Source organism: Microbispora sp. KK1-11 (assembly GCF_006874435.1).
In the GTDB taxonomy this organism is placed as follows: domain Bacteria; phylum Actinomycetota; class Actinomycetes; order Streptosporangiales; family Streptosporangiaceae; genus Microbispora; species Microbispora catharanthi.
In genome coordinates, this window is the sequence record NZ_VIRJ01000003.1 from 179561 (window position 1) to 196956 (window position 17396).

General features: G+C 71.8%; 14 protein-coding genes and 1 pseudogene. 12 read left to right on the plus strand and 3 right to left on the minus strand.

Annotated features, from left to right (window positions below; genetic code table 11):
* Nucleotides 1–382: 382 nt before the first annotated feature.
* Nucleotides 383–1771 carry an MFS transporter gene (locus FLW16_RS06265; RefSeq protein WP_221890926.1) on the minus strand — a complete coding sequence of 463 codons (1389 nt, stop codon included), beginning with the start codon at nt 1769–1771 and terminating at the stop codon, nt 383–385.
* Nucleotides 1772–1779: 8 nt separating this feature from the next.
* Nucleotides 1780–2355, minus strand: a complete 576-nt coding sequence (locus FLW16_RS06270) for a helix-turn-helix transcriptional regulator (RefSeq protein ID WP_142558554.1) — start codon at nt 2353–2355, stop codon at nt 1780–1782.
* Between the two features lie 109 nt (nt 2356–2464).
* On the opposite strand from FLW16_RS06270, the gene FLW16_RS06275 reads away from it, so the two are divergent.
* Nucleotides 2465–3415: a ribonuclease Z gene (locus FLW16_RS06275; protein ID WP_142558556.1), complete on the plus strand. Its 951-nt coding sequence runs from the start codon at nt 2465–2467 to the stop codon at nt 3413–3415.
* Here the strand turns inward: FLW16_RS06275 and FLW16_RS06280 are convergent.
* The gene (locus tag FLW16_RS06280; RefSeq protein WP_142558558.1) at nt 3388–4092 is read right to left on the minus strand and encodes a class III extradiol dioxygenase subunit B-like domain-containing protein; all 705 of its coding nucleotides are present in this window, start codon (nt 4090–4092) and stop codon (nt 3388–3390) included. The genes FLW16_RS06275 and FLW16_RS06280 overlap by 28 nt on opposite strands.
* A 42-nt stretch (nt 4093–4134) precedes the next feature.
* Between FLW16_RS06280 and FLW16_RS06285 the strand changes: the two genes are divergently transcribed.
* The 11 genes and pseudogenes from FLW16_RS06285 to FLW16_RS06335 all read left to right on the plus strand — a co-directional run bounded on the left by FLW16_RS06285 (nt 4135) and on the right by FLW16_RS06335 (nt 17387).
* Nucleotides 4135–4668, plus strand: a complete 534-nt coding sequence (locus FLW16_RS06285) for a methylated-DNA--[protein]-cysteine S-methyltransferase (RefSeq protein ID WP_142558560.1) — start codon at nt 4135–4137, stop codon at nt 4666–4668.
* A 28-nt stretch (nt 4669–4696) separates the two neighbouring features.
* Complete coding sequence (miaA, locus tag FLW16_RS06290) at nt 4697–5608, plus strand: tRNA (adenosine(37)-N6)-dimethylallyltransferase MiaA (RefSeq protein ID WP_142558562.1); 912 nt, start codon at nt 4697–4699, stop codon at nt 5606–5608.
* A gap of 9 nt (nt 5609–5617) precedes the next feature.
* A complete protein-coding gene (dapF, locus tag FLW16_RS06295; protein WP_142558564.1) occupies nt 5618–6430 on the plus strand; it encodes a diaminopimelate epimerase in 813 nt (270 codons plus the stop codon).
* Nucleotides 6431–6502: 72 nt separating this feature from the next.
* Entirely contained in the window at nt 6503–7270 is a 768-nt protein-coding gene (locus tag FLW16_RS06300) for an SCO6745 family protein (protein WP_142558566.1), read from the plus strand.
* Nucleotides 7271–7336: 66 nt separating this feature from the next.
* A complete protein-coding gene (locus tag FLW16_RS06305) occupies nt 7337–9613 on the plus strand; it encodes a tetratricopeptide repeat protein (protein WP_142558568.1) in 2277 nt (758 codons plus the stop codon).
* A 69-nt stretch (nt 9614–9682) separates the two neighbouring features.
* Entirely contained in the window at nt 9683–10444 is a 762-nt protein-coding gene (locus FLW16_RS06310; RefSeq protein WP_260614950.1) for an SDR family NAD(P)-dependent oxidoreductase, read from the plus strand.
* 326 nt (nt 10445–10770) lie between these two features.
* A pseudogene (locus FLW16_RS06315) lies at nt 10771–11793 on the plus strand (glycine betaine/L-proline ABC transporter ATP-binding protein); the annotation flags it as partial.
* Nucleotides 11794–12420: 627 nt separating this feature from the next.
* A complete protein-coding gene (locus FLW16_RS06320) occupies nt 12421–14358 on the plus strand; it encodes a proline/glycine betaine ABC transporter permease (RefSeq protein WP_142558570.1) in 1938 nt (645 codons plus the stop codon).
* A complete protein-coding gene (locus tag FLW16_RS06325) occupies nt 14355–15335 on the plus strand; it encodes an ABC transporter substrate-binding protein (RefSeq protein WP_142558572.1) in 981 nt (326 codons plus the stop codon). Before FLW16_RS06320 ends, FLW16_RS06325 begins: the two co-directional genes overlap by 4 nt.
* Before the next feature lie 161 nt (nt 15336–15496).
* On the plus strand, nt 15497–16447 hold the full coding sequence (locus FLW16_RS06330; RefSeq protein WP_142558574.1) for an ABC transporter substrate-binding protein: 951 nt from the start codon (nt 15497–15499) through the stop codon (nt 16445–16447).
* A 193-nt stretch (nt 16448–16640) separates the two neighbouring features.
* Nucleotides 16641–17387 carry an HNH endonuclease family protein gene (locus tag FLW16_RS06335; RefSeq protein ID WP_260614951.1) on the plus strand — a complete coding sequence of 249 codons (747 nt, stop codon included), beginning with the start codon at nt 16641–16643 and terminating at the stop codon, nt 17385–17387.
* Nucleotides 17388–17396: the final 9 nt, after the last annotated feature.

Sequence of the window (17396 nt, forward strand, 5' to 3'; positions counted from 1 at the left end):
GGCGAGAAAAAGGGGCCGGCAGCGGGAAATCCCGGCGCCGGACGTGCCGGTGAGGCCGCGGCGCCCAGATCGGCGGACACCGGCCGGGCGGCGGAGGGCGCCGGATCCCGGGCGGGCAGAACGGCCAGGACGACGCCGAGCCCGGCGATCGCGGTCACGCCGATCACGCCCGTCAGGGCGAGGACGGGATGGCCTTGACGCCGATGTCGTGGGGTGGGGGGATTTTCCGGCACTTTATCGATTCTTCCGTTTATCGGGCCGTGGTTTCGTTCCCCAGTCTGCCCGTGCCGGAGTCGTCGACGTAGCCGTTTCCTCTACTGTGAGCTGCTGGAACTCCAATAATCCGCGTTTCTTCCGGGCGAATCGCTTATTAAAGTTGCTGCTACTTAATAACGTGATATCTACGCTCAAGGGCGTATTCGTCGTCGCGGCCCGCAGGACATGTGGGGAGGTCCGTCTGACGGTGCAGAGGCCCGATGAGCAGAAGGAGGCCGGCCAGCGCGACGCCGCCCGCCGTCAGCCACATCGTCGGTCCCGCGCCGAGCGTGTCCCCGAGCGCCCCCGCAGCGAGCGCGCCCGCCGGAATGGCGCCGAAGTTCAGGAACTGCATGCTGACGACCGCCCGGCCGAGCAGGTGGGAGGGCACGTACGCCTGCCGGAAGCCGCCCCTGATGACGTTTCCGGCGACGACGCCCGCGGTGACCACGGAGCCTCCCAGCACGACGAGCGACAGTCTCCAGCCCTGCGCCGCGAGGGGAGTGAGCAGCGCGAACGGCGCGGTGCAGAGCTGGCACAGCACCAGGGCGCGTGCCGTGCCGAAGTGTCGCGACAGCCGGGTGGCGGCGAATGCGCCGAGCATCCCTCCCGCGCTGCCCGCCGCCACCAGGTAACCCACCGCGCCGGGGGCGACGTGGACGACGCGGACGAGGAAGACGACCAGGATCGTCTGCTGCCCGGTGAGGGCGAGATTGCTGACCGCGCCGGCGACGGTGAGCACCCGCAGGTAGGGGTCCCGGCCGACGAACCGCAGTCCCTCGCCGATCTCCCGGCGTAGCCCGATGGTTCGGCGTCGCCGGGCGGTGCCGGGCGGCCCGGCGGTCCCACGCGCCCCCGCCTTGCGGCGCTCGTCGCCGCTCTCCCGGGCGCGGATTCCGAGCAGGCAGGCGGCGGAGACCAGGAAGCTCGCGGCGTCGGCGAGCAGTCCCATGGCCGCGGCGGACGCCTGTGTGATCAGCCCCGCCAGGCCCGGGCCGGCCACGGTCGCCGCCGAGTCGGTGCCCAGCAGCTTGGCGTTGCCCTCCGCGAGGTCCTCCCGGGCGAGAAGGCTGGGGAGATACGCCTGGTAGGCCGTCTGGAAGAACACCGACGCCACGCCGGTCAGGAACGCGACGGTCAGCAGGTGCGCCAAGGTCAGGGCGCCACACCAGGCGGCGACCGGCACGCTGAGGAGCAGGGCGGAGGAGACGAGGTCGCAGGCGAGCATCACCGGCCGCCGGGGCAGCCGGTCGACCCACGCGCCCGCCGGCAGCCCCACCAGCAGCCACGGCAGCCAGGAGGCGGCGGCGAGCGCGCCGACAAGCAGCGGGCTCGCGTCCAGGACCGAGACCGCGACCAGCGGGAGCGCCACGGAGCTGATCGTGCTGCCCAGCCTGCTGGTGGTCTGTCCGATCCAGATCAGGCGGAAGTCGCGCTGATGGAGCAGCCCGCGCCGGACGGGGCGTTCGGCCGTGCTTGTGGCCGTGCTTGTGGCCGTGCTTGTGGCCGGATTCACGGCCGAGCTCATGGCCGGGCCGGGACGCCGTGGGCGAAGACGAACACCGTCTCGCGCCGCTGCCCGTCGTCGGGGATCTCTCGGCCGGCCCACCGCTGGAACAGGGCCGACAGCTCGTGGGACAGCTTGGCCAGCTCGTCCGGGGTCAGTCGCAGCCACTTGTCCATGGAGAACGCGGTGTCGCTCCAGACCTCCTGCTCCGCCTCGGGGGCGGCGTACCAGGCGCGGACGGTGTTCATGTGGAAGTCGAGGTTCAGCGACTCGGCGGCGGCCGCGACGGCGGCGGAGGCGGGGTCGCCGGCGAAGTCCCGCGAGGACCAGCGAAGGCTCGCAGAGACCGGCCGCCACCAGCGCTCACGCCGGTCGCGGGCGAGCTCGGGCGCCTCCTCGATGAGCGCGCAGGAGCCGAGCACCCGCAGGTGGTGGCTGATGTTGGCGGCGGCCTGACCGGTGCGCTCGGCCAGCATGCTGGCGGTCGCGGGGCCTTCGACGATCAGGATGTCGATCAGGCGGCGCCGCAGCGGGTGGGACATCGCCGCGAGCACCCGCGAGTCGGTGACGGTGCGGATCTCTGAGTTCGCCATACCCACACCCTGAACCAGCAACGCCTATTTCGCAACATCTCTTGCGAAAATCTTGTTTCGTAGATCTTGTTGCATATCTGAGCTGAGCCGAGCGCCTAGCATCGGCGGTGTGTCCGTTCGTGAACTGGTCGTCCTCGGCACCTCGAGCGCGGTGCCCACCCGTCACCGCAACCACAACGGCTACCTGCTCCGCTGGGACGGCGAGGGGTTCCTGTTCGATCCGGGAGAGGGCACGCAGCGGCAGATGCTGCACGCGGGGGTGAGCGCGCACGACATCACCTGGATCTGCGTCACCCACTTCCACGGCGACCACTGCCTGGGCATGCCCGGCGTGGTTCAGCGCATCGCCAGGGACAAGGTGAACCACGAGGTGCGGGCGGCCTACCCGGCGAGCGGCGAGACGTACTGGCGCAGGCTGCGCAACGCGTCGGCCTTCGCCGACACCGACGTGATCTCGCCCCGCCCGGTCTCCGGCGAGGTGGCCCGGTGGCCCTCGGGACCCGTGACGCTGACCGCGCGGCCGCTTTCGCACCCCGTCGAGTCGTACGGCTACCGCGTGGACGAGCCGGGCGGGCGCCGCATGCTGCCCCGGGAACTGGCCAGGCGGGGCGTGCGCGGGCCGATGATCGGGGAGCTCCAGCGGCACGGCTCGCTGACGATGCCGGACGGTTCGACGGTCACGCTGGACGAGTGCAGCGTCCCCAAGCCGGGACAGAGCGCGGCCTTCGTGATGGACACCCGGGTGTGCGACGGGGCGTTCGCCCTGGCCGAAGGCGTCGACCTGCTGGTGATCGAGTCGACGTTCCTGTCGGACGAGAGCGCGATGGCCGCGCAGTACGGGCACCTGACGGCGGCCCAGGCGGGCCGGATCGCGGCCGCCTGCGGGGTGCGGCGGCTGGTGCTCACGCACTTCTCCGAGCGGTACACGACGGCGGACGAGCCGCGCTTCGTGGACGAGGTGCGCACGTCCTACACGGGGGACGTCGTGACGGCCCGCGACCTCATGCGCGTCCCCGTGCCGAAGCGTGCCGACTACCAGGCCCAGCGGGCGGCGAAGTAGCCCACGTCGTACGGCGCGTCGTCGTACAGCAGCTCGGAGGCGGCCGGCGGGGGCGCCTCCTGCGCCGCGCCGCCGAGCACCTGGAAGGCCGCCCGGCCCGCCGCCCACAGTTCCCGCGCCTCGTCCGGGTCGAGGCCGAGCAGACGACCGGCGTCGCCCGAGGCGAGCGCGCGGGCGAGCATCTCGTCGTACGGCACGGCGCCGGGATGGATGTAACCCGGCGCCTTCTCGGTGCGCCTGGCCGAGCCGTCGCCCATGACCAGCAGCGCCACCCGCCGCGCCGACTCCGCCAGGCGGCGGCCCAGCGCGGCGCACTCGGCGGGAGGCGTGTCGAATCCGACCGCCTCGAACCGCAGCGCGGGCAGGCCGCCTCCGGACGCGTGCGCCCGCTCCAGCAGCCAGCGGCCGATCGTGAGCGACAGGGGCAGGACGAGATCGCCCGGGCCGACCCGGACGTCGGGGCCCCACGGGCGCAGCGTCCCCGCGGCGTCACCGGGGAAGGACGCGGTGACCTCCGCGCCGCCGACCACGGCCAGCACGTCGGGACGGGCGTCCAGGAGCGGGCCCACCGCCGCGGCGCAGGCCGCGCGCAGGTCGTCGAGTTCGGGCGCGGCGGCCCCGGCGACCTGCGGGACGAGCAGCGGAGGATGCGGGCAGACGGCAGCGGCGACCAGCACCCGATCACCCTACCCCGCCCGGCCACGCGCAGAATGGGACGTATGGACAGCAGCACGGTGGCGTTCGCGACCGTACCGACCAGGCTGGGGGACGTGCTCGCCGCCGTCACCGAGGACGGGGTCGCCGCGACGCATTTCCAGGACGGCCCCCTGCTCAGGGAGCGCATCGCCGATCGCCTCGGGATGGCCGTCGCCGCCGACCCGGCCCGTACGGCCGACGCCGGGGAGGAACTGGCGGCGTACTTCCGGGGCGAGCTGAAGGAGTTCCGCGTGCCGGTGGACTGGCGGCTCATGTCGCCGCTGCAGCGGCAGGTCCTCGGCACGTTGTTCGCCACCGTCCCGTACGGCGAGGTGGTGACGTACGGGGAGCTGGCGGCGCGGAGCGGTACGGGGGTCCCGGCGCGGGCCATCGGCTCGATCATGGGCGCCAACCCGATCCCGATCATCGTGCCGTGCCACCGGGTCGTCGCGAGCAACGGGCTCGGCGGCTTCAGCGGCGGCGAGGGAGTGGAGTCCAAGCGGTGGCTGCTCACCCTCGAAGGCCACCTGCCCCCCACTCTTGACTGGGACGTCTGACCTCGCCGCCGCTGGGACACTGGAGGGTGTGGGGCAGCAACCTGTGATCGCCGTCGTGGGCGCGACCGCGGCGGGAAAGTCCGATTTGGCCGTCGAGCTCGCGCTTCGTCTGGGCGGCGAGGTGATCAACACCGACTCCATGCAGCTCTACGAGGGCATGGACATCGGCACGGCCAAGCTGACCCGGGAGGAGCGGCGCGGCGTCCCCCACCACCTGCTGGACATCTGGCCGGTGACGCGGACCGCCAGCGTGGCCGAGTACCAACGGCTCGTCCGCCCCCTGATCGAGGACCTGCGCTCCCGCGGCCGGGTGCCCGTGCTGGCGGGCGGCTCCGGGCTCTACGTGCGCGCCGCGATCGACGACCTGGAGTTCCCGGGGACCGACCCGGACGTGCGCGCCCGGCTGGAGAAGGAGCTCGCCGCGACCGGCCCGGCGCCCCTGTACGAGCGGCTCAAGGGCCTCGATTCGGTGGCCGCGGAGAACATCCTGCCGAGCAACGGCCGCAGGATCGTCCGCGCGCTGGAGGTCATCGAGCTGTCCGGGCGGCCGTTCTCCGCCACGATGCCGTCGTACGACGCGGTCTACGACAGCGTGCAGATCGGCGTCGAGGTGCCGCGGCCGGTCCTCGACGAGCGGATCGAGCGCCGGGTCGCCCTCATGTGGGAGGCCGGGCTGGTGGACGAGGTGCGCGCGCTCGCCGCGCGCGGCCTGGCCGAGGGCAGGACCGCCGGCCGGGCGCTCGGGTACGCGCAGGTGCTGCGCTTCCTCGCGGGGGAGTGGACCGAGGAGCAGGCGCGGGAGGAGACGGTGCGGGCCACCCGCAGGTTCGCCCGGCGGCAGGAGTCGTGGTTCCGCCGCGACCCCCGGGTGGTGTGGCTGCCGTTCGACGCGCCCGACCTGGCCGACCGCGCGATCGCCGTGATCACCGGCGCCTCCTAGACTGCTGCCATGCGGTTTCTGAAGGGCCACGGCACCGAGAACGACTTCGTCATCCTGCCGGACGCCGACGCCACGCTGGACCTGTCCGCGGCGGACGTCGCGGCGCTGTGCGACCGGCGCGCGGGCATCGGCGCCGACGGGGTGCTGCGCGTCGTGCGCACCAAGCTCTGCCCGGAGGTGGCCGCGCTCGCCGGCGAGGCCGAGTGGTTCATGGACTATCGCAACGCGGACGGCGGCATCCCCGAGATGTGCGGCAACGGGGTCCGGGTCTTCGCCCGCTACCTGGTGGACGCGGGCCTCGCGGCGCCCGGCGAGTTCGCCGTCGCCACCCGCGGGGGCCTCAAGCGCGTACGGCTCGGGGTGACGGGCGACGTGACCGTGGACATGGGCAGGCCGCGGGTGCTGGGGAACAGCCGCGCGGTCGTCGACGGGCGCGAGTGCCGCGGCGTGAACGTGAACATGGGCAACCCTCACCTGGCGTGCGCCGTAGAGGAGCCGGTGGCCGGGTTCGACCTCGGCCGCGAGCCGGACTTCGACCGCAAGGACTACCCGGAGGGTGTCAACGTCGAGATCTTCAACGCCGTGGGCGACCACAAGGTGACCATGCGGGTGCACGAGCGGGGCTCGGGGGAGACGCGCTCGTGCGGCACCGGGGCGGTCGCGACGGCCGTCGCCGCCGCCCACGCCGCCGGGGAGACCACCGGCACCTGGGAGGTCCGGGTGCTCGGCGGCACGGTCACCGTCACGCTTGAGGAGGACACGAGCTACCTGTCGGGGCCGGCCGTCCTCGTCGCCTCGGGGGAGTGGCCCGCCGTCCTCTGATCGTTTCAGTGACTTGCAGAACCTTGTTCTGATCCGCCACCCTGGGTCTGGAGATTAGACCGAGGAGGGCGCATGGACCCGCGTGACGCGGTGGTGGAGACGAAGGCGGCCGTCGGGGCCCTCGGCGGGGGCTTCATGATCTCCCGGGAGGTCAAGGCGCTGTGCGAGCGCCACGGCCTCGGTCCACGCGAGATGTACTTCCGTGGCAGGTGCGGCGTCCTCGGCGAGGTGGACGCCGATGTCGTGCTCGCGGCGGTCGTCTTCTTCCCGGCCGGGCACGTCCGCGAGTCGTGGGAGGGCGGGCGCAAGCTCCCGGCCGAGGAGGCCGCCGCGCTCTACGCCGGCGCCTGCCACGACTGGGGACGGCGCAGGCTCGCCGGGCTCGGGAACGCCGACCGGCTGGCGGAGCTGCTCGCCGCCGTCGCCGACGGCGCCGACCCGTTCTGCGCGCCGCTGTTCGCCGGGTGGCGGGCCATGCCGCGGCCCGGCGGCGGGCCCGCCCTGGCGGCCCACCTGCTGCACGTCGTGCGGGAACTGCGCGGCGCCCGGCACGCGACGGCCGTGGTGGCGCACGGACTCGGTCCGCTGGACGCCACCCTCGTGGGCGCGGACAACACCGGGACGCCGATCCCGTACGACCGCACCTCCGACGTCGCCCGCTTCCTCGCCTGGCCCGAGCCCTACCCGGAGCCGGCGGCGGAGGCCGCGGCGCGCAGGGCCGGGGCGGAGGAGCTGACCGACGATCTCGTCGCACGCGCGTACGCGGCGCTCGGGCCGGCGGAGCTCGCCGAGCTGTGCGCCCTGCTCCGGGAGGCGTCCCAGGCGGCCCGGGGCCGCTGACGCGCCGGTGCGCAGAAGGCCGCGTTCGTTTGGGTCATGGTCGGCGACCTGGCAGACTGACTGCTCATGGACGTGGACATCTGGGCCTGGGTCGGTGGCACCCAGCGTGAACTGCACGAGGCGGGCAACACGGGGCTGGCCATGGCGCTGGGTGACGTGCCCGCGCAGGCGCTGGAGGGCCGTTTCACCCAGCTCGACGTCGTGGCGCCGGCGATCGCGCAGCACGCCGAGACGCTGGAGAAGCCGTGGCTGGAGTTCTTCGCGCGCTACTGGCACCTGCTCGGCCGGGTGGGCGACCGGGCGATCGGCGCGGCGGCGCTCGACGACGCCGTCGCGCTGGCGGACTTCGCCCAGCGTGACGACGTCCGCGACTGTCCCGCCGCCCCCGGCGCGGTGGAGGTCCTGGCGATGGCCCAGGCCAACACCGACGGCCCCGGCTACGCCGAGACCCGGCTTGCCGCCCTGGGCGCGGCCCTCGACGGCGTCGGCCCGGACTCCCTCGCCTTCTCCGGCCTGGCCACGCAGTACGTCGCGGCCCTGATCGACGCGGGCCAGGCGGCCGAGGCCGTCGCGTACGCCGAGGCGGCGGTCGAGCGCCTGCGCGGCGAGGGACGCGAGGCGAGCTGGGAGCTGGGCGCCGCCTCCGCGCGGGCCCTGCTCGCCGCCGGACGCCCGGACGACGCCCTGGCCGCGCTCGACGCCTCGACCGGCTTCAAGCCGGACGACCCGGTCGCGAAGGGCCGCCGCGAGACCCTGCTCAGGTCGCAGGTGCTGGCCACCCTCGGCCGTGTGCAGGAGGCCGTGGACGCGCTGCCCGACCTCGACGTGGTGGGCGACCACGCGCGCGAATGGGTGGAGTGGGCGCGCACGGTCCGCATGCTCACCGAAGGCATCGCCAACACCTGGCAGCTCGGCCGCATCCTGCGTCAGTGGATCGCCTACTTCGAGAGTGTGGGCGGCCACCGCGCCAGGTTCGAGCTGGCGCTGACGGCCGGGCACCTGGCGGTCGCCCGGCAGGGCCTGTGGCAGGCCCGCCTGCTGGCCGACTACGCCGAGGCCGCGATCGCCGACCTCCGCGTCACCGAGGGACTCGCCGAGCGGGTGGCCGAGCTGCGCGCCGCGGCCGACGCCGCCAAGGAGCTTGCGCCGCCCGGCCCCCGTGACGAGCTGGTGGCCTACTTCGACGCCGCCGACGGCCGCACGGCCGACCCCGAGCGGTGGGTGGGCTGGCTGTGGCCGTTGTCCGGCACCGACCTCGAGGCCACCCGGCGCCACACCACGACGCTCGGGTTCCTCGGCTACGCCCCGGTGGGCGCCGACGTCTACTGGAAGACGATCGTCGAGGACGGCGACCCGGCCGCCGCCGGCGACGAGGACATCTCCTACCTCACCGGCCTGCTCATCGAGGCCGGGCAGGACGAGCGGGTGGAGACCCTGGCGGCCCGGCTGCCGGAGACCCGTTCGCACCTCGCGCTCGCCCGGCTCCACCGCGCGCGAGAGCGCTGGGAGGAGACGGCGGCCGAGGCCGAGCAGGCGGTCGCCCACGAGGGCGGGCTGGAGGCGCGCCGCCTGTGGTCGGGCGCCGCCCAGCAGCTCGGCGACAACGTCAAGGCGGCCGAGATCCTCAAGCCGTTGCTCGACTCCGGCGAGGGCGAGGAGGAGGACGTCTGGCGGCTCATCGTCCTGTCCACCGCCGTGGAGGACTGGGCGACCGTCCGCGCCGCCGGCGCCAAGCTCGGCATGCCGATCGAGCCGGGCGAGGGCCCGATCGAGGAGGAGTGGCACCTGGTCCGGGTGATCCTCCCCGCCCCCGACGGCAGCCAGCGGGAGGTGCTCGCCGTACGGACCGGCCCGGCCACCGCGCGCCTGGCGATCCCGCAGCCGCGCGGCATGGAGTACAACGCGGGCGACGTCGTCGTGATCGACCCCCGCCCGCTGGAGCCGATCCCCGAGGACGAGCAGGAGCGGGAGAGCTTCGTCATCCCGTTCGCCGGGGTGACGATGCTGCGCCCGGGCGGCTACACGAGCTGGTTCTTCGACGGCGCGGCGCCGTCGGAGGACGAGTGGGCCGAGTTCAACGAGGTCCTCGCCGAGCGCGGCTGGCCGATGTGGGTCTACAGCGACGAGAACTACCGCGTCACCCACCCGGCCACCGGCGAGCAGCTCCCCGGCGTGTTCGGCTGGATCGCGATCCCGCCCGCCGTGCGGCCGGCGGAGCTCGACGCCGTTCTCGACGACGTCACCGAGCAGTGGTCCCACCCGCTGGCGTGGCTCGACCTCGCCCGTGAGGTCGGCATCGAGGCCGAGCGGCACGAGCGGATCTCCAAGGAGTACGGCCTCTGATCCGCCCGCCCGTCACCCTGGCAAAACCTTGCTCTAGAGTCGGGTTCGATTCCTGAGCGAGGAGGCGGCGTGATCCTGGACCGGTTCCGTCTTGACGGCAAGGTGGCCATCGTGACGGGGGCCTCGTCGGGGCTCGGCGTCGCCTTCGCCAGGGGCCTGGCGGAGGCGGGCGCCGACGTGGTGATCGGGGCCCGCCGTCCCGAGGGCCTGGAGCGGACCCGGCGGCTGGTCGAGGAGACCGGCCGCCGCTGCCTGGCGGTCCCGACCGACGTGTCGGTCCCCGAGGAGTGCCAGGCCCTCGTCGACGCGGCCATGGGCGAGCTCGGCCGCGTCGACGTGCTGATCAACAACGCGGGCGTCGGCACGGCCGTGCCCGCCCTGCGGGAGACGCCAGGCGAGTTCCGCCGCGTGCTCGACGTCAACCTGAACGGCACCTACTGGATGGCCCAGGCCTGCGCCCGGGTCATGCGGCCGGGATCGTCGATCGTCAACATCGGCAGCGTGCTCGGCGAGACCACGGCCGGGCTACCGCAGGCGGCCTACAGTGCGTCGAAGGCCGCCGTCGTCGGCCTCACCCGCGACCTCGCCCAGCAGTGGACCTCGCGCCGGGGCATCCGCGTCAACTGCCTGGAGCCGGGCTTCTTCGACTCGGAGATGACCGCGCAGTATCCCGACGGATACCTCGACCGCGTGCGGGAGCAGCGGGTCCTGATGAAGCGCTCGGGCGACCCGGAGGAGCTGGTCGCCGCCGCCGTCTTCCTCGCCTCCGACGCCGGTTCGTACGTCACCGGGGCGGTGCTCCCGGTCGACGGAGGCATTCTCGCCACCTGAGCCCGACCCGGGTGCCACCTCGCCGGGTGGGTCCTCACGCCGTGCCGCCGCGCCCTCACTGCCCGGTACGGCCCGTGAGGAGAAAGATCACCGGACGATCACGATATGGAGTTTAGGTGGCATTTTTCACCATATGAGGGGCAGCAGGGCCCTAGCCTCAGACCTGTTGTCAAAACAGGATCCGTGTTGCGCGTAGCGCAACGCCTGTGCGTGTGCCCTGAGGAGTCGTTGGCCCCCCGCTCTTCATTCACGGCGTGCGAGCGGCAGCCCTCGCGCCGTGCTTTGGCGTTTCCGGGCGTCCACGCCGCCTCGCGGGCGATCGCCAAGTGAGGGGAATCAGAGTGGGCACAGCCGCGATCGAGGTTCGCGGGCTCTGGAAGATCTTCGGTCCCAAGGCCGACCGGATCATCGGCAGCCCCGACGCCGACCTGGAGCCCGCGCAACTGCGGGCGAAGACAGGGTGCACCGCCGCCGTCAGGGACGTCAGCTTCGAGGTACGCCCGGGCGAGGTCTTCGTCGTCATGGGCCTGTCGGGCAGCGGCAAGTCGACGCTGGTGCGCTGTCTCACCCGGCTCATCGAGCCGACGGCGGGCGAACTGCGCATCGACGGTCAGGACGTGCGCGCCATGTCGGCCAAGCAGCTGCGGGAGCTTCGCCGTCACCGGGTGAGCATGGTATTCCAGCACTTCGGGCTGCTGCCGCACCGGAAGGTCGTGGACAACGTCGGCTACGGCCTGGAGATCCAGGGCGTCGGAAAGGCCGAGCGGCACGAGAAGGCCCGGCGCATCCTGTCGCTGGTCGGGCTGGAGGGCCATGAGGACTCCTATCCCGAGCAGCTGTCGGGTGGTATGCAGCAGCGGGTGGGGCTGGCCCGGGCCCTCGCCGTCGACCCCGAGGTGCTGCTGTTCGACGAGCCGTTCAGCGCGCTCGACCCGCTGATCCGCCGCGACATGCAGGCCGAGGTCATCCGGCTGCACCGCGAGGTCGGCAAGACCATGGTCTTCATCACCCACGACCTGTCCGAGGCGCTCAAGCTCGGCGAGCGCATCGCGATCATGCGTGCGGGCGCGATCGTGCAGGTGGGCACCCCCGAGGAACTGGTCGGGGCGCCCGCCGACGACTACGTGGCCGACTTCGTGCGGGACGTTCCCAGGGCGCAGGTGCTGTCGCTGCGCTGGATCTCCCGCGACCCCGAGCCCGACGAGCCGCTCGACGGTCCCGAGCTCCCCGCCGACACCGTGATCCACGACGCGGTCCCGGCCGCGATGGCGTCCGACCGGCCCATCCGGGTCGTCGCCGACGGCGAACTGGTCGGCGTGGTGAGCCGCGTCGACCTCCTCGGCGCGGTGCGGCCCGAGACCGAGCGCGTGGTCGTCGCCGCCCCCGCCCAGGAAGCCGGCGAAAAGCACGCCGAGAACCCCGCCGAGAACCCCGCTGAGGAGCCCGCTGAGGAGCCCGCTGAGGAGCCCGCCGGCACCGAAGAGCCGACCGGCTCGGAGGAGTCCGCCGCTCCGGAGGAGCCCACCGGCACCGAAGAGTCCGCCAGCCCTGAGGAGCCTGCCGGCGCCGAAGAGTCCGCCAGCCCTGAGGAGCCCGCCGGTCCGGAGGAGGCGGCCGGTACCGAAGAGCCCACTGACTCGGCGGAGACCGGCGGTGAGGAGCCCGTCGCCTCCGGCTCGGCCGAACAGGAGCAGCCACCGGCCGAGGGCGACACTCCCGCCGCACCGCCGAAGAGAAGGCGCGCGAGCACGCGTGCCACCGCCACTAAGAAGGCACCGAAGCCCCCGGCCGAGGGCGGAGCGGACGCGTCCGCCGACGCACCCGCCGCCGCGAGTGGCAGGAAACCGCGGGCGTCGACGGCGAAGGCGTCGGAGCAGCCTTCGGCGGAGGGCGAGGACGACGCGCCCGCGCCCGCGAAGAAGAGCACGCGCGGGGGCGCGGCGGTCGCCTCCGCCGGCGCGTCCGGGGAGGCGTAGATGGTGAGCGCGTCTGTTCAGGTGGCGCCGCCCGTACAGGCGCCGACGCGGGTCCGGCGCCTGCCGCGGTGGGTCCCGCCGGTCGTCGGCGTCGTCGCCGTGGTGGCCCTCTACGTGGCCTTCCGCGGCAAGGCCGTGCTGCCGCACGACGACGACGCCGGCCTGTTCCACTGGCTCAACGACGCCCGCGACTGGGTCGACGCCAACCGCAACAGCAACCCGATCTTCCTGTACGTCGTCAACTACCTCCGCCTGGGCGTGTCCGAGCTCTACACGCTGATCCAGGGGGCCCTGGTCGCGCTGGGATGGCCGGGGCTCATCGGCCTGGCCGCCGGTCTCGGCTGGCTCGCGGGCGGCTGGCGGATCGGGCTCGTGTCGCTCGCGGGCTTCGCCGGCGTCGGCGTGCTCGGGTTCTGGGAGGCGAGCGTCGACACGCTCGCGCTGACGCTGTCCGCGGTGGTGCTGTCGCTGCTGTTCGGCATCCCGCTGGGGATCTGGGCGGGCCGCTCGGCCCGCGTCCGGCGGATCGTGACGCCGGTGCTCGACGTCATGCAGATCATGCCGACGTTCTCGTACCTGTCGCCGATCGTGCTGCTGTTCCTCATCGGGCCGGCGTCCGCGACGTTCGCCACGATGATCTACGCGATGCCGCCGGCGATCAGGATCACGTCGCTGGCCATACAGCGGGTCTCCGGCGTCGTGGTGGAGGCGTCGGAGTCGCTGGGCGCGACCGGGTGGCAGACGCTGCGCAAGGTCCGCCTGCCGCTGGCGCTCAACACGATCATGTTGGGCGTCAACCAGACGATCGCCGCCGCGCTGTCGATGGTGCCGCTGGTCGCGCTGATCGCGGCGCCCGGGCTCGGTGTGGACCTGCTCCGCGCGCTCGCCCGGGTCAACGTCGGCGCCGCGCTGGTGCCCGGCGTTGCGATCGTGCTGATCGCCATCGTGCTCGACCGCGTGACGCGGGCCGCGGCGCAGCGGCGCGAGGGCGGGACCCGGGCGAGGGCCGTCCGCTGGGGCGGCTTCGCCGTCCTCACCGCCGCCGGGCTCGCCCTGACCCCGGTGCTGGCACAGGAGTTCCCCGAGCAGTGGCAGGTGCAGGTCATCCGGCCGATCAACGACGTGGCCGACTGGATCGAGGCGCACTGGTACACCTTCACCGGCTTCCTCAACGACACCGTCGCGTACGGCCTGCTCAACCCGCTGCAGGACGTGCTGACCAGCGCTCCCTGGTGGCTGGTCACGGTGGCGGTGCTGGCGTTCGCCTGGTGGTTGAGCGGGCCGACGGCCGGCCTGATCGCCGCGGGCTGCCTCGTGGGCGTCGCCGCGCTCCAACTCTGGCAGCACGGGATGGAGACGCTCACCATCGTGCTGGTCGCCTCCGTGATCACCATCGCGGTGGGGCTCGCGCTCGGCGTGCTGGCGGCGCGGTGGCGGTGGTTCGCCGCCGGGCTGCGCCCGCTCCTGGACGCCGCGCAGACGATGCCGTCGTTCTCCTATCTGCTGCCCGCCGTCGCCCTGTTCGGCAACGGCCGCTTCACCGCGATCATGGCCTCGTTCATCTACGCGGTGCCGGTGGTCGCGCGCCTGGTCGAGGACGGCCTGCGGACGGTCCCCGCGACCGTCATGGAGGCGGCGAAGTCGGCCGGTTCCACCGACCGGCAACTGCTCTGGAAGGTCCAGCTTCCGATGGCCCGCGGCTCGCTGCTGCTCGCGGCGAACCAGGGCATCGTCATGACGCTGGCGATGGTGGTGATCGGCGCGCTGGTCGGCGCGGGAGCCCTCGGATACGACGTCGTGGCCGGAATCGCGCAGCAGGAGGACTACGGCAAGGGCCTCACCGCCGGAGTCGCCCTGGTCCTCCTCGGAGTCATGCTCGACCGGATCACGCAAGGCGCCAACGGGCGCCGCTCTCCCCACAAGAAGAGGAACGCATGAAGAAGTTAGGCCTAATCGCAGGGGTGCTCGTTCTCGGCCTCACTGCGGCCGCCTGCGGAGGCGCCAAGGTCGAGGACGACTCCGCGGCCGCGCCGAGCGCGAGCGCCGCGGGCTCCGCGGGCGCGTCCGCGGCGGGCACGGTCAAGATGGCCATCAACGGCTGGGTCGGCTACGAGGCCAGCGCCGCCGTGGTGTCGTACCTGCTGGAGCACGAGCTCGGCTACAAGGTCGAGAAGGTGACCCTCGCCGAGGAGCCGTCCTGGCAGGGCATGGAGTCGGGCGACATCGACGTCGTCATCGAGAACTGGGGCCACCCGGACCTCAAGAAGAAGTACATCGAGGAGAAGAAGGTCGCCGTCGAGGCGGGCAGCACCGGCAACAAGGGCGTCATCGGCTGGTACGTGCCCGAGTGGATGGTGCAGAAGTACCCCGACATCACCGACTACAAGAACCTGAACAAGTACGCCGACCTGTTCAAGACCTCCGAGTCGGACGGCAAGGGCCAGATGCTGGACGGCGACCCGTCCTTCGTCACCAACGACGAGGCGCTGGTCAAGAACCTGAAGCTCGACTACAAGGTGGTCTACGCGGGCAGCGAGGCCGCGCTGATCAAGGCCGCCAAGCAGGCGACCGAGCAGAAGAAGCCGCTGCTCATGTACTTCTACGAGCCGCAGTGGCTGTTCAACCAGGTCAAGCTGGTGAAGGTCAACCTCCCCGCCTACACGGAGGGCTGCGACAGCGACCCCAAGAAGGTCGCCTGCGACTACCCGCCGTACGACCTCGACAAGATCGTGAGCAAGAAGTTCGCCGACACCGGCGGCAAGGCGTACGAGCTGGTCAAGGCCTTCCAGTGGACGAACGACGACCAGAACGCGGTCGCGGACGACATCACCAACAACGGCATGTCGGCCGAGGACGCGGCCAAGAAGTGGGTGGAGGCCAACACCGCCAAGTGGCAGGCCTGGATGCCCAAGTGATCTGAGGATCACGACGCCGTGCGCCCGTCCGGGCGTGAGCACTCGTCGGCCGCGATCCCCACGATCGCGGCCGATCCCGCTTGTTGTGGAATACTCTGCCGGTGTCGCCGCGGCCCCGCCGCTCGCGTTCGCCGCCCGTACGACATCAGATGAGGCTAGATATGAGGATCCGTCTCCTTGCCGGCGCGCTGACGCTCGCGCTGGCCATGACCGCCTGCAGTGGCGGGAGTTCGGATGACGCCGCCGGAGCAGGCGCCGTGGGCGGCACGAAGACCGTACGACTCGCGGTCAACCCCTGGATCGGCTACGAGGCCAGCGCCGCGGTCGTCGCCTATCTCCTGGAGCACGAGCTCGGCTACAAGGTCGAGAAGATCGAGAGCGGCGAGGCGGACTCCTGGAAGGGCTTCGAGAAGGGGACGGTCGACGCCGTCCTGGAGAACTGGAGCCATCCGGAGCTGAAGAAGGAATACATCGACGACAAGAAGGTCGCGATCACCGCGGGTGAGGACGGCAACAAGGGCGTCATCGGGTGGTACGTCCCCGAGTGGATGGTCCAGAAATATCCGGACATCACGGACTGGCACAACCTGCCCAAGTACAAGGACCTGTTCAAGACCGACAAAAGCGACGGCCTGGGTCAGTTCCTCGCCGGCGACAAGTCCTTCGTCACCAACGACGAGGCGCTCATCAAGAACCTGAACCTGCCGTACAAGGTGGTCTACTCCGGCAGCGAGGACGCGCTGATCGCGGCGGCCCGCAAGGCCACCGAGAACGAGACTCCGCTGCTGATGTACTTCTACGAGCCGCAGTGGCTGTTCAACCAGCTCAAGCTCGTCAAGATCAACCTTCCGCCGTACGCCATCGGGTGTGACGCCAACGTCAAGACGATCAAGTGCGACTATCCGCCGTACCTGCTCGACAAGATCGTCAGCGTGAAGTTCTCCAAGACCGGCGGCAAGGCGTACGAGTTCATCAAGAACTGGACGTGGACCAACGACGACCAGAACGCCGTGGCCTACGACATGGCGGTGAACAAGATGAGCGCCGAGGCCGCCGCGAAGAAGTGGGTCGACGCCAACAAGATCGTTTGGCAGGACTGGATTCCGGCCTGATCCACCGGACCTGATCCATCGGGCCGTTCATCGGGCCCGTTCGAGGGGCGTGGCGCGCACGGCGTGCCGCGCCCCTTTCGTCGTACCGTCGCGGCTTACCTGCGCGCCTCCTTTGCCACTTTTTTACACTTTGCTATATCTGAGAGGGATATTTCATGACCTAGGGGTGGCAGTGGGCGGGCGTGGTACCCGGTTGATCGCCGGAATCTCGGTGGCGGTGGCCGTACTGGCGGGTTGCGGGCCGATGCCCGAACTGGACGGCGACCCCACAGGGCAGGGCGGTGGCGCGAAGGGCGACTCGGGGACGGAGCGGGGCGTCAACCCGCTCGACAACCCCGACGGCACCGGCCCCGGCCTGAAGGCGATCTCGTCGGACAAGGACCGGGCGAAGGCCCGCGATCTGATCGACAAGGTGGCGACGAAGGGCCGGGGGCCGAAGACCGGCTACGACCGCGACAAGTTCGGCTACGCCTGGGCCGACAACGTGGACGACGTGCCGTGGGGGCGCAACGGCTGCGACACCCGCAACGACCTGCTCAAGCGGGACGGCCGGGACATCAAGTATCGCAGCGGGTCGAACTGCGTCATCGCCTCCATGACCCTGTACGACCCGTACACCGGCAAGACCATCGACTGGAGCAAGTCGCACGCGGCGGAGGTCCAGATCGACCACGTCATGCCCCTGTCGTACGACTGGCAGATGGGCGCGTCGCGGTGGAGCGAGAGCAAGCGCAAGCAGATCGCCAACGACCCGCTCAACCTGATCCCCGTGGACGGCTCCACCAACGGCTCCAAGAGCGACTCGGGCCCGGCCACCTGGCTGCCGCCCCGCCGCGAAATCCGCTGCTCCTACGCCGTGCGGTTCGCCCAGGTGGCCCTCAAGTACGAGCTGCCGGTGACCTCCGCCGACAAGGCGGCCATGCTGGAGCAGTGCAAGTGAAAGGTCCGG

What these genes read in the sequence shown, in the direction of transcription:
- FLW16_RS06270 (WP_142558554.1), bottom strand. Translation starts at nt 2,355, where the DNA reads ATGGCGAACTCAGAGATCCGCACCGTCACCGACTCGCGGGTGCTCGCG.
- FLW16_RS06285 (WP_142558560.1), top strand. Translation starts at nt 4,135, where the DNA reads ATGGACAGCAGCACGGTGGCGTTCGCGACCGTACCGACCAGGCTGGGG.
- dapF (WP_142558564.1), top strand. Translation starts at nt 5,618, where the DNA reads ATGCGGTTTCTGAAGGGCCACGGCACCGAGAACGACTTCGTCATCCTG.
- FLW16_RS06300 (WP_142558566.1), top strand. Translation starts at nt 6,503, where the DNA reads ATGGACCCGCGTGACGCGGTGGTGGAGACGAAGGCGGCCGTCGGGGCC.
- FLW16_RS06305 (WP_142558568.1), top strand. Translation starts at nt 7,337, where the DNA reads ATGGACGTGGACATCTGGGCCTGGGTCGGTGGCACCCAGCGTGAACTG.
- FLW16_RS06320 (WP_142558570.1), top strand. Translation starts at nt 12,421, where the DNA reads ATGGTGAGCGCGTCTGTTCAGGTGGCGCCGCCCGTACAGGCGCCGACG.
- FLW16_RS06325 (WP_142558572.1), top strand. Translation starts at nt 14,355, where the DNA reads ATGAAGAAGTTAGGCCTAATCGCAGGGGTGCTCGTTCTCGGCCTCACT.
- FLW16_RS06330 (WP_142558574.1), top strand. Translation starts at nt 15,497, where the DNA reads ATGAGGATCCGTCTCCTTGCCGGCGCGCTGACGCTCGCGCTGGCCATG.